The organism is Campylobacter sp. 2018MI10 (assembly GCF_018501175.1).
Classification (GTDB): domain Bacteria; phylum Campylobacterota; class Campylobacteria; order Campylobacterales; family Campylobacteraceae; genus Campylobacter_E.
Genome location: NZ_JAHCZD010000001.1, coordinates 170,155 through 182,706 on the forward strand (window position 1 = coordinate 170,155; position 12,552 = coordinate 182,706).

Below are 12,552 nucleotides of genomic sequence, written 5' to 3' on the forward strand. Positions count from 1 at the left end.
TTAAAAAGGAGATAATATGAAAAAAATTTTATCAACACTAATATGTGTAATCAGCCTAAACGCACAAAACTTCGTAGGTGCTGATTTTATGGTAGGAAAAGCTAAAGATTACGGGCTTAATTTAAGCGATAATGGTATTTATCAAGGAAGAATTTTTATAAATTCTTATAAACTTAGTAATTATGATAATGATTTTGTTTTTGGTGCAGACTTAAGCATTCACGACTTTGATTCAGAATATAAAAATAATATAGAAAGTGGCAAAATTTCAAGCACTTATACTGCTGTTAATGTATTAGGTGGTATTGGATTTTTTAATAATAATGTAGGAGTTAAATCAGGCTTTAATATCTTAGGTGGCTTAGGTCATGAAAAAATCAAAAGCAAAACTAATACTAAAGATTTAGTAGCTAATACTAATTTAATCAAATTAGGAGCTAGCACTATGAATATTTTTGATGAAGGATTAGTTGTTGAAGCTAGTGCTTTTGCAAAATTTTATTTAGATAATAAAAGAGATAAATTATTTAACGAGCAACAAAAAAGACTAAATTATGAAGCAAATCTTATGCTAGGTTATAAATTCACTCGCAATTTAGACGGCTTTTATGCAGGAATTAAAGCAAGTTATACAAATGATGTAATAGCTAAAGGTATTAGATACGGAGTTAATTTAGGATATAGTTTTTAAGAATTTAAAACTAGGAATTAAAATTCCTAGTTTGAATATATTTTTACTAAATTAAGTGCTACTTCATAAGATTTTTCAAGTGATTTAACAGGTAAAAACTCAAATCTTGAATGAAAATTATGCGCTCCTGTGAAAAAATTCGGGGTAAAAAGACCCTTTACACTCAACGCACTTCCATCAGTCCCGCCACGCATAGCAATTGTATTTGCTTTAATATTTGATAGTTCAAAAGCTTTATATAATTTATCTAAACTATCTTTATTATCATCGTTTAGAGCATCTTTTAGATTGTAATAAGTATCACTCATTTCTAGTTTAAAACTAGCTTTTTTATATTTATTTTGCATAAAATCAACGCAAGTTTTAATGTATTCTTTTTTCTCTTCAAATTTAGTTTTATCGTGGTCTCTTATATTTAAACACACACTAGCTTCGTTTTGATTTGAGTGCATTTCATTTATCCAAATATATCCATCTTTATCTTTAGTATTTTCAGGGGTTTGTAATCTATCAAAAAGATTTATAAACTCATTTGCTAATAAAGTTGGATTTAGCATTATTTTATAAGCATTCATTGGGTGTGCTGAAACGCCTATTATATTAAGCTTTGCACTTGCTGCATTAAATGTCTCATACATTAATTCCCCAACCTCACAACAATCAATAGTATAAGGATGAGTTGTTCTAAAATCATCTAAATTAAGCTGCTTTGAGCCTAAAAGCCCTATTTCTTCATCAGGCACAAAAGCTAAAAATATATCAGGATGATTAATATCACTATTTTTAAGAGTTTTAATTAAGTTCATAATAACAGCAATTGCAGCCTTATTATCAGCCCCTAAAACAGATGAACCATCGCTAAAAATAATGTCTTCATTTAAATACTTCATAATTTCAGGGTGTTTAGAAATCTCTAAAACTGCCTTGCCTAAATCTAAATCCTTGCCTTCAAATCTTAAAATCTTAGGATTTACACAAGGACTAAGCCCAACATCAATAGTATCAAGATGAGCTACAAAACCTAAGCTAGTCTTAGTTTTATCACCAGCTAAAAGTGCGGTTAAAATGCCATTATCATTTAGCTTAATTTCGCTAAGTCCTAAATTCTCTAGCTCACTTTTTAATAATTTCGCTAATTGCAACTGCCCTTCGCTAGTAGGAGTATTACTCTTACTAGCGTTGCTTTGAGATGAGATTTTTACATATTTTATAAAGTCTTCTACCAACATATCTAACCTTTAAAATTATAAACATAAGTAGTATCAAATCCTAACGGAAGACCTAAAGCCCAGAATATAAATAAACTACCAACTAAAGCTATCCATAAAGCAATACCAAATGGAAGCATTAATGAACTAAGTGTTCCAACTCCTGTTTTTTTATAATATTTTTGACAATAACCAATCACTAATGGGTAAAATGGAAACATAGGTGTCATAACATTTACTGCACTATCACTCGTCCTATATGCTGCTTGAGTAAGTTCAGGGCTAATTCCAAGTAACATTAACATAGGAACAAAAATAACGCTTAATATAGCCCATTTTGATGTAGCTGATGTAACAAAAATATTTAAAAAGCTTGTAAATATAATCACTCCTAAAACGGTGAAAACTGAAGGCATATTCATACTCTTTAAAAACTCAGCTCCTGAAATTGCTAATAGAGTTGAAAGATTTGAAGTATTAAATACATATAAAAACTGCCCGCATACGAAACAAAATACAATAAAGGTAGTAAGAGTATTTAAACCACTAGCAGCCATTTTTGATAAATCACTTGAAGTTTTTATAGAGCCACTAATTTTTCCATAAACATATCCTGGAATTGCTAAGAATAAAAATACTAATGGAACAATAGCTTTCATTAAAGCTGCATCAGCACTAGTAAGTGAGCCATTAGCACCACGCATAACAGAATTCTCTGGGATTGATACAACAAATAATAATAAAGCCATAAATATAAATGTTAAAGTCGCTCCCCAATAAGCTTTATTTTCTTGTGAGCTTAATTTCTCATTTTCTAAATGAGCGATTTTGCAATCACTATCAATAGGCATAGTTTTATTTAGCATAGGCTCAATAATTTTTGAGCTAACAAACCAACAAGCAGCAATTACGCTAAAGGTTGAAAAAATACTTAAAAAATAATTACACAATACATTTACGCTTATTTCAGGGTCAATTGTCCTTGCTGCTTTTTGAGTAAATTCTTGCATTAACGGATCAACTACACTTGGAATATAACTAGCACTAAACCCACCTGCAAGTGCAGCAAATGAAGTAGTAATTCCAGCTATTGGATGGCGACCTGCACTATAATACATAGCAGCTGCAATTGGCATTAAAAATACATAAGCACTATCCGATACTATATGGCAAAATATAGAAATTAATATAACCACAGGAACAACAATGCTTTTTGGAACTATTCCTATCATTTTAATTAGTAATGCTCTAATATAACCACTGCCTTCTGCAATACTAACTCCTAAAGTAGCAACTAAAACTAATTGTAAAGCAGGAAAAGTTATAAAATTAACGCCTAATCTAACTATTAATTCAGTTAAATTATGAATTTCAAACATATTTTTAACTACAATTTTTTCGTGACTAACTGGATGAATATAAGAAAAGTCAATAAAACTTAATGCAAAACTTAAAATCATCACAATAAAAAATGCAATTAAAAAAAGAATTGTAATATCAGGCAATTTGTTTCCTAATACTTCAATTTTGTGTAAGATTTTTTCAAATCCATTTCGTTTGATTTGCTGGTTTTCTACCATTAAGGCTCCTTTTTGATAAAATGAAAGGACTTATGTTACAATAAAATCAGATTTTAAGCAAAGAAAATTAGCACTTTTATGTATTAATGTAACTTTTCGTAACAAATATTAAAAATATAATTGAAAAAATATAACTAAGATGATAAGTGGTGCGGATGAGAGGACTTGAACCTCCACGCATTGCTGCACCAGATCCTAAGTCTGGCGTGTCTGCCAATTTCACCACATCCGCTAAGTGGTACGCCCAAGAGGATTCGAACCTCTGACCTACGGCTTAGAAGGCCGTTGCTCTATCCAGCTGAGCTATGAACGCACACTAAAAATAAAAGCTGTATATTATCCTAATAAAATTAATTTTTGCTTAAATTAAATTATATTTTTTATTATTTTATTTCTACCTGTATTTTTAGCCTCATATAAACACTTATCAACTCTTGTTATATATTCATCTAAAATATTATTAGCAAAATTATCTTCTATAAAAACTAAACCTATACTAACGCTAGTAGTTAAGCTTTCAACAGAAAATGTAGAATTTGAATACTCTATTCTAAAATTCTCACAAACATTTTCAAAATCTAAAGCAGATACGTTATAAGCTAATATTAAAAATTCTTCTCCACCCCATCTACAAATCAAATCAGTATATTCTCCAAAATGCTTTCTCATTAAATTTGCACAATTTTTTAATACTTCATCTCCCACACTATGTCCGTAAGTATCATTTACTTTTTTAAAATAATCAACATCTATTAAAGCAATACTTACCTTACTTTTAATATTTAAATCTTCAATACTATCTATAAAACACCATCTATTCATAAGTCTTGTTAAATAATCAAAATTTGCACTTTTATCAAGCTTTTTATTTATATTTTGTCTATTTTCTAATTCAATATATATTTGTTTTCTTAAAACACTTGATACAATTACAAAAATAGTTGATACTACAATCCCATTAAAACAATTAAAATAGAATTTAGAACCATCGCTAAATAAATATAAAGGTATATCTAAAGAATAATCATTCACACAAAAAAAATAATACATTGCCAAATAATAAATAAGTCCGAAAGTCGCTATTAAATATATAATGTATTTTTTCCTATAAATACCTATATAAAAATAAGATATTATAGGTAATATATAATATTCAAACCCATAACCCCACCCAAGATAATAAATTGAGCTAGCAGAAAAAACAAAACAAGAAAAAAAAGTGATATGAATACAAGCATTAAAATTATTACTTTTTACAAAAACTAAAGAAATTAAAAATAACCCCGCTAACATAAAGTATGCTAAAAACAAATAAGGAATATCATTAATTATCATTATTAAAGCATATACTAAATTAAAAACTAAAATACCTTTCATAATTTTTTCAGCTTGTAAAACTTCTACTAGCTCATATTTTCTTTTTTCAAAATCTATCATATTTGTCCTAAAACTATAGTTTCTACTTTATTTTTACCTGATTTTTTACCACTATATAAGGCATTATCAGCTTGAGATAGCATATAATCTATACTTTCAAGTCTTAAAGAATAACAAATTCCAAAAGTAATTGTAGTTTTCCTAGCATTATAACCATCTTTATGAGTATAGTTAGCAAAATCTTCCCTAATCTCATTCATTAGTTCTTCACTTTCATCTATGCTAAGACCTGTTAATAGCATTAAAAACTCTTCTCCACCCCATCTAGCTACATAACTAGAAGCTCTTTTAGATATTTTATCTTTAATGATTTTTGCTGTATTTTTAAGAACAATATCTCCAAAATTATGACCGCACTCATCATTTAAACTCTTAAAATTATCAATATCACCTAAGACAATTACCATAGAACGAATCTGGTCTTTTTGAAAATAATTATGATATATATGTAAAATTTCATTCATTGCACGACGATTTAAAATATTTGTCAAATAATCATAATCAGCTTTATTTTGTAATTTAATGCTTTCTTTTTCTAATATTTTACTTTCATTCTCATCAATACTATGCGTATAAAATGAATAAAAAATAATTACAGAAGTAATATTTATAACATTAAATACATATACAAAAACCATATATTCGCTTTCAAAATCAGGAATATCTTTTGTAATAATTATTGTAACTATAAATAAAATAATTTCAAAAATACCAATAATCAAAGGATATTTAGAACTGCTAAAGTCATGAACATAGCCAAGAGATAAAAGTGCTATCATAACTATTAAAAAACCATATCCTTGCCCTAAAATATATGTGCAAATTGAACAAGACAGCAAAACAGAAGCATGTGTAAAATAAACAGCAATATTATGATATTTGTCAATTTTTAAAATAAAAATCGTAGCTACTAAAGCAATAAAAGCTTCAATAAACTTAATATTAACCATAGGATAAAGACCTAGAAAATAAAACACACTCCCATAAGTAGTATGGGTTATTGTTAGTAAAATCATTGTGATTTTTACTAATTGTCTTATATTATCTATCTTTCTAAATTCATTCATCTTCTATACGCTTTGCTTCTATCCTATTTCTACCGCTATTTTTTGCCATATACAATAATTCATCAACTTTTTTAATATAATTATCAAAATTACTATATGAAAAATCGCCATTTACATGCAAACAACCAACACTAGCACTTATCGTAAAATCGCCAGCACAGAATTTATTATTTTTTAGCTCTTTTCTAAAATTATTACACGCTTCATAAAATTCTTCTTCACTGCAACCTAATGCAAATACTAAGAATTCTTCCCCACCCCACCTAGCAATCATATCAGTGTATCTTGAAAAATTAAGCTTTATGCAACTTGCGGTTACTCTTAAAACTTCATCTCCAACACTATGCCCATAAGTATCATTAACTTTTTTAAAAAAATCTATATCTATTAAAGCAAAATGAAAATTCTTTTTATATTGAATTAAATGAATTTTTTCCATAAAAGCCCAACGATTTAGCAAATATGTAAGCGGGTCTGTAGAAGCATTAATACTTAAAACTTCATTTGCATTTTCTTTTGTCTCAATTGTTTTATAAACTTTAATTTTTAAAAAATACATAACAATTATAATTGTAAGACACGCAAATAAGCTATGAATAATATAAAATATGCCATTAATATTGTATCCAAGCACATATAATTGATTTTGTAAGGTATATTTATTAACTTCCATAAATATATACAATAATTCAAAAACTATACTCTCAAAAATTGCTAATGTATAGATAATTTTTCTATTTTCAAATTGACCTACATAACAAAAAGCTATACAAGGTATTAAAAAATATTGAGCTCCAAAACTCCAACCAAAATAAAGAACCATAAAAATAGCATAAACTATACAAACAAAATGCACCGTATATACTAAACTATTGACTTCTAATAAATCTAACTTTTTTAATGAATACAAATATATACAAGCTAAAAACAAATTAACAAACATAGGATAGTTATGACCTAACCAACCCATTAAAATAGATAATAAAAAATATAATGTTGAAAATATAATTAGTATATATCTAGCAATTTTTTTTGCTACAACTAAATCATCTTGATCTAAAAAACTTCCCATATCTAACCTAAATTAACTAACTTTACTCTATTTTTTCCAGAGTCTTTTGCACTATAAAGTGCTGCATCTGCTTTTGTTATTAATACATCTTTATTAATTAAATTTATAGAATAACTAACACCTATTGAAATAGTAACGCTAGTTTCATTTAAATTATCTTTAATTTGTAATTTTTCAATAGATTTTCTACTTTTTTCTAAAGAATTTAAAACATCATTGTAAGAGTAATTGCTAAATAGTATCAAAAATTCTTCTCCACCCCATCTAGCCACATAAGTATTTGTATTGTTTTCATATTCGTTTTTAAACACTTTAGAAACTTCTTTTAAAGCTAAATCTCCAAAATTATGACCATAAGTATCGTTTAAATGCTTGAAATTATCAATATCTCCTATTGCTAATGCTAAAGAATTTACTTCTTTATTTTTTAATTTTTCTAACATATTATCTAATATCTCATTCATAGCACGACGATTTAAAAGTGTGGTTAAATAATCATTTTCAGCTTTATATTGTAAGAATTCTTTTCTAGCATCAAGTTGCTTAATAATCTTGGCGTTTTCTCTATCATTTAGCCAAATATAAACTAGCAATGTAACTACCATAAATAAAAAATTAGCTATATTTATATATGGCATATAAGGATTTGGATAATTTGGAGTATCTTTTGTAATATAAAGCATTACAAAAAAAGCAGTCGCTTCTACAAGTCCTATACCTATTGGAACTAAGAAAGTATTGAAATTTTGTAAATATGCTAATGATAATAAAAGAACTATTATCATAGTAAAACCATAGCCCCATCCAAGATAATAAGTGCAATAACAACAAGAAAATAATATATCTAAATGCGCATATAAAGTAGCAATTGCATATCCCTTGTTTCTTATCAACACTACATAAGCTACTAATAAAGAAATAATAATTTGAATTAAGCTAGAAGGTAATAAGAAATATAGCCCCGTTAGAGTAAAACTAACAGCATATATAAGATGAACTAAGCCAATAATAACAACGGTAACTTTTATTATATATTCAAAATTATCAACTCTTCTAATCTCTTTCAACTTATTTTTCCTAAAACCATAAATCAAAAAATATTTTATAATTTAAACCTAAAATATTATTTAAAATTCCAAAACTTGGCTAGAGAGTGAAGGAATCGAACCCCCCGCAGAATAGTCAACTACCCCACCACAAGATTTGAAGTCTTAGGGCTACACCAGTAGGCCAAACTCTCCATAAAAAAGGCTTAGTTATAGCATAAAATGTTTAATATCTGTAACTTTTAATAAACTTTTCAAAATCACTTTTTGTATTCATATTTAAAAAAGCATTATCATTTTTAAAGCTTAAAGTAATTGCCTTTGACTTTATAAAAAAATCTTTGATTTTGCAATTTTCATCTAATTCATCTAAATATTTTAAATCGCTCATCTTATAAAAACCACATAAAAAATGAGTTTTGATACTTTTTGCCACTACTGAACTTTTATATCTTTTATGTTTATAAAAAAGTCTTTTTATAGAGCTTTTATTAATTTTTACAAAATCAACTGCAATTACAAAAACAGAATTTGAATTAGGAATTTTAATATTTTTAAAAGTCTTTAAACCATTAATTGGATGAAAATATTCATAATTATCTTTTAAAAATTTACATTTTAAATCACTTGGCTTAGTCTTAGCACAAAAATATATTTCATTAAATAAAGGCTGTAATTTTTCATATAAATAATTAATCAGGCTAATTTCACGCTTTTTATAATTAAAGCGTAAATTAGCCTTATCTTGCCCCATTCTACTTGATTTTCCACCACCTAAAATTAGGCAAACGCTATTTTTAAAGCTCATCAGGAGAACAAATATATCCTTTAATTGCACTAGCAGCCGCAATTGCACTATTTGCAAGATAAACTTCTGAAGTTCTCGCACCCATACGACCTACGAAATTTCTATTCGTAGTTGATATACAACGCTCTCCATCAGCTAAAATCCCCATATACCCACCTAAACAAGCACCACAAGTTGGATTACTTACAACTGCACCAGCACTAGCAAATATATCCATTAAGCCTTCTTTTTGAGCTTGTAAAGCAATTTTGGTTGTAGCTGGAGTAATTATCATTCTTACATCTGAATGAACTTTTTTATCTTTTAAAATACTCGCTGCAATTCTTAAATCACTTAGCCTTCCATTTGTGCATGAGCCTACAAATGCTTGGTCAATTTTTACCTTTTCACTTACAGCTTGTTTTATACTTTTACCATTACTTGGTAAGAATGGATATGCTACAACAGGGTCAAGCTTGTCTAAATCAATCTCAATTACTCTTTCATAAACAGCATTTGGCAAGTGGCTAAACTCAACGCCTTTTCTCTTTAAATTAACCGAGTTTAAAAACTCTCTTGTAACATTATCAACAGCACAAATTCCATTCTTTGCACCTGCTTCAATCGCCATATTACATAAACTAAAACGGCTATCCATATCAAGCTCTTCAATTCCAAAAAACTCTAATGATTTATATAAAGCCCCATCAACGCCTAAAATTCTAATAATTTCTAAAATTAAATCTTTTCCATAAACCCAAGGCTTTAATTTTCCACGAAACTGCACTTTAATAGCACTTGGCACTTTAAACCAGTTTTTACCTGTTATCATTGCATACGCTAAATCAGTGCTTCCCATTCCAGTAGCAAATGCTCCTAAAGCTCCGTGCGTACAGGTATGGCTATCTGCACCAATTATCACATCACCTGGGCTAATAAGTCCATTTTCAGGTAAAAGTGCGTGTTCAATACCCATATTTTTTTCATCAAAAAGATATTTTAAATTATGTTCTTTTGCAAAATCTCTACTAATTTTTGCTTGATTTGCACTTAGAATATCTTTTGCAGGAATATAGTGGTCAAGCACAATTGCAAAACCATCAGGATTAGCTAATTTTGTAGCACCACTTTTTTTAAATTGTTTAATAGAAATTGGAGTTGTAATATCATTTCCTATTACCATATCAATAGGACAATCAATAATCTCACCTGCTTTTACTTCTTTTCCTATATGATGAGCAAATATTTGTTCTGTTAAAGTCATAGATTTCCCTTTTTTTCTAATTTTATTAATTTTAGCCGTTAAAATTAATAAAAGGATTAAAAATGAATTATTATGATTTAGTGCAAATTAAAGATTATTTAAAGCAATATAAAAAGATAAATCGTGCATATAGAATAAACGATAATTGCTTATGTATTGAGTTTAAAGATAAACTATATTTTGATTTAACCAAGGGCAAAAGTGCAATTTATAGTGGTAATTTATATGCTAAAGATTATACTAGTCCATTTGATTTACAACTTAAAAAAATGCTTTTTAACGCAAGTATTTTAGATATTAAAGTGCCTATAAATAATAGGATTTTAGAGTTTAAACTAGCCTTAGCTCACGCTTATAAAAAAATGGAATTTTATTTAATACTTGAGTTTTCAGGAAAATTTACAAATGCACTAATCTTAGATGATAAAAGAAATATAATAAGTGCCTTAAGATACGGCAAAAACAACCTTAGAGATATTTTACAAAATGAACCTTACATAGATTTAGAACCTACAAAAATCACTGAAAAAAATATAAAAATTGAAGATTTTAAAATTTATTTCGCAAATATTTTTGCAAGTCTTCAAAACGAGAAATTAAACTCATTAAAAGCTCAAAAAATAATGGAAAATGATAAAAAAATTGAAAAATTAGAGCTTTTAATAAATTCTTTAGAAGATGAAGAATTGCTAAACAAAAAAGCACTTTATGAATACGCAAAAGGCGATGCACTAAAAGAAAACTTATATAAAATCAAAGATTACGAAAGAGAATTTGAAATAGGAATTTATAAATATTCTTTAATCAACTCTGCAAAATATGAGCTAAATAATATTTATAAAAACGCTAAAAAATTAAGCCAAAAAGCAAAAAATATAAGCATAGAAAAAGATAATCTAAACGAAAAAATAAATGCTTTAAATAGCCTAAAACAAGCAATAATTTGCACAAAAGATGAAGTATTTTTACGCTCATTATTCGCAAAAAACAATAAAAAAGGCAAAACCCAGCAAAATCCAAACATATTAAATTTTTATGTAAATGATTACAAAATTAGCGTAGGACTTAATGAAAACGCTAATGAATATTTGCTAAAAAATAGCAAAAAAGATGATTTATGGTTTCATTTAAAGGATTTAAAAGGCTCTCATGTAATAATTTCAAGCAACAAAAAAAGCTATGATATAGATTTAATCTATCATGCTGCAAGTCTTTGTGCTTGTTATTCTGGTAAAAAAGAAGGTAATTTTTTAGTAGATTTTACAAAAAGAGCAAATGTAAAAATTATTGAAAAAGCGTTCGTTAATTATGTTAATTACGATACTATAAAGGTTTTTTTATGAGTGTTAGCAATATTGGAAATATAAATTATATAAATCAAAATCAAGGCGTAGCGATTGATAATCACGCAAAACATAATGCAAAAATGTTTGCTGATGAGCAAATTACTTTAGTTACGCCAGAAGTTAATGTAATAGAAGAAAGTAGCGAAAGCTCAAAAACAAACACAAATCTTGATGATGAAAAATCATATCAAGAAGAACGCCCTAAAAAAGAGCATAAAAGAGCTAATTTTTTCGGTGTTATGATAGAAGAAGATGAAGAAATTGAAGAAATAAAAGAAAGCGATAGGCTTTTTGATAAACTTGTTTAAGGAGTATTTATGTTGAATGAAAAAATAAAAACAGGCTTAATTTTTGCAATAATTGCAGTAATTTTTCTAGCGATAAATTCTTATTATTTATGGCTAATAATATTTTTATTAGCTAGTGGCATTGGATATTTTGAAGCTTGTAAATTATTTGATACTAAAAATAATTATTTAATTTTAGCCTTAGGATTGATATTAGGAATTTATACTCAAATGCCTGTGGTTTCTATGATTTTTGCTATTTTAGTTCTTGCTTCTTTTTTAGCATACAAACAAGGAGATTTAAAAGAAATTCTACCATTTATTTATGCAGGAATTGGAATTAGCTTTATTTTTGAAACTTATATTAGATTTGAATTAAGTGGCTTTATTTGGCTACTTTTAAGCGTTGTTTTATGTGATAGTTTTGCTTATTTTGTAGGTAAAAAATATGGAAAAACTAGCTTTAGCCCAAGTTCTCCTAATAAGACTTTAGAAGGAGTAATCGGTGGAATTATCATTAGCACAATAGTTTCAAGTATTTATGCTAGTTTTGTTTATAGTGAGATTGGCTTTTTTGGAGTTTTATTTTTATCATTTTTAATGGCGTTTTTTGCTGTATTTGGAGATTTATTTGAAAGCTATTTAAAACGCTTAGCGAAGGTTAAAGATAGTGGAGAGCTTTTCCCTGGACATGGCGGAGTATTAGATAGAGTTGATGCTTTGATTTTTGCTAGTATTATTATGGTGGTATTCTTATGAGCTTTACT

General features: G+C 27.5%; 12 protein-coding genes and 3 tRNA genes. 4 read left to right on the forward strand and 11 right to left on the reverse strand.

All coding sequences use genetic code 11. The features are described 5' to 3' along the window. Window positions 1–16 precede the first annotated feature (16 nt). Window positions 17–691: a hypothetical protein gene (locus KJR01_RS00855; RefSeq protein ID WP_214115932.1), complete on the forward strand. Its 675-nt coding sequence runs from the start codon at window positions 17–19 to the stop codon at window positions 689–691. A 26-nt stretch (window positions 692–717) separates the two neighbouring features. On the opposite strand, the gene pepT is transcribed toward KJR01_RS00855, so the two are convergent. From pepT to KJR01_RS00910, 11 genes are all read right to left on the reverse strand, one after another. Next, on the reverse strand, window positions 718–1,920 hold the full coding sequence (pepT, locus tag KJR01_RS00860) for a peptidase T (RefSeq protein WP_214115934.1): 1,203 nt from the start codon (window positions 1,918–1,920) through the stop codon (window positions 718–720). 2 nt (window positions 1,921–1,922) lie between these two features. Beyond that, window positions 1,923–3,479: an AbgT family transporter gene (locus tag KJR01_RS00865; RefSeq protein WP_214115937.1), complete on the reverse strand. Its 1,557-nt coding sequence runs from the start codon at window positions 3,477–3,479 to the stop codon at window positions 1,923–1,925. Window positions 3,480–3,626: 147 nt separating this feature from the next. Beyond that, window positions 3,627–3,711: transfer RNA gene (locus KJR01_RS00870), tRNA-Leu, on the reverse strand. A 4-nt stretch (window positions 3,712–3,715) separates the two neighbouring features. Beyond that, a tRNA-Arg gene (locus tag KJR01_RS00875) sits at window positions 3,716–3,792 on the reverse strand. Window positions 3,793–3,845: 53 nt separating this feature from the next. Continuing rightward, the gene (locus tag KJR01_RS00880) at window positions 3,846–4,916 is read right to left on the reverse strand and encodes a GGDEF domain-containing protein (RefSeq protein ID WP_214115939.1); all 1,071 of its coding nucleotides are present in this window, start codon (window positions 4,914–4,916) and stop codon (window positions 3,846–3,848) included. Continuing rightward, window positions 4,913–5,983, reverse strand: a complete 1,071-nt coding sequence (locus KJR01_RS00885; RefSeq protein ID WP_214115941.1) for a GGDEF domain-containing protein — start codon at window positions 5,981–5,983, stop codon at window positions 4,913–4,915. The genes KJR01_RS00880 and KJR01_RS00885 overlap by 4 nt, the downstream gene beginning before the upstream one ends. Beyond that, complete coding sequence (locus KJR01_RS00890; RefSeq protein ID WP_214115944.1) at window positions 5,976–7,055, reverse strand: GGDEF domain-containing protein; 1,080 nt, start codon at window positions 7,053–7,055, stop codon at window positions 5,976–5,978. The genes KJR01_RS00885 and KJR01_RS00890 overlap by 8 nt, the downstream gene beginning before the upstream one ends. Before the next feature lie 2 nt (window positions 7,056–7,057). Then, entirely contained in the window at window positions 7,058–8,122 is a 1,065-nt protein-coding gene (locus KJR01_RS00895; RefSeq protein WP_214115946.1) for a GGDEF domain-containing protein, read from the reverse strand. Between the two features lie 76 nt (window positions 8,123–8,198). Next, a tRNA-Sec gene (locus KJR01_RS00900) sits at window positions 8,199–8,297 on the reverse strand. Window positions 8,298–8,327: 30 nt separating this feature from the next. Then, window positions 8,328–8,909, reverse strand: coding sequence for a molybdenum cofactor guanylyltransferase (locus KJR01_RS00905; RefSeq protein WP_214115949.1), 582 nt, complete (start codon window positions 8,907–8,909; stop codon window positions 8,328–8,330). Further along, window positions 8,899–10,152, reverse strand: a complete 1,254-nt coding sequence (locus KJR01_RS00910; RefSeq protein WP_214115951.1) for a 3-isopropylmalate dehydratase large subunit — start codon at window positions 10,150–10,152, stop codon at window positions 8,899–8,901. The genes KJR01_RS00905 and KJR01_RS00910 overlap by 11 nt, the downstream gene beginning before the upstream one ends. A 62-nt stretch (window positions 10,153–10,214) precedes the next feature. Between KJR01_RS00910 and KJR01_RS00915 the strand changes: the two genes are divergently transcribed. From KJR01_RS00915 to KJR01_RS00925, 3 genes are read left to right on the forward strand one after another with little or no spacing between them, the layout of a single operon-like run. Continuing rightward, entirely contained in the window at window positions 10,215–11,495 is a 1,281-nt protein-coding gene (locus tag KJR01_RS00915) for an NFACT RNA binding domain-containing protein (RefSeq protein WP_214115953.1), read from the forward strand. Further along, window positions 11,492–11,806, forward strand: coding sequence for a hypothetical protein (locus tag KJR01_RS00920; RefSeq protein WP_214115955.1), 315 nt, complete (start codon window positions 11,492–11,494; stop codon window positions 11,804–11,806). Before KJR01_RS00915 ends, KJR01_RS00920 begins: the two co-directional genes overlap by 4 nt. A gap of 9 nt (window positions 11,807–11,815) precedes the next feature. Beyond that, on the forward strand, window positions 11,816–12,544 hold the full coding sequence (locus tag KJR01_RS00925; protein WP_214115966.1) for a phosphatidate cytidylyltransferase: 729 nt from the start codon (window positions 11,816–11,818) through the stop codon (window positions 12,542–12,544). Window positions 12,545–12,552: the final 8 nt, after the last annotated feature.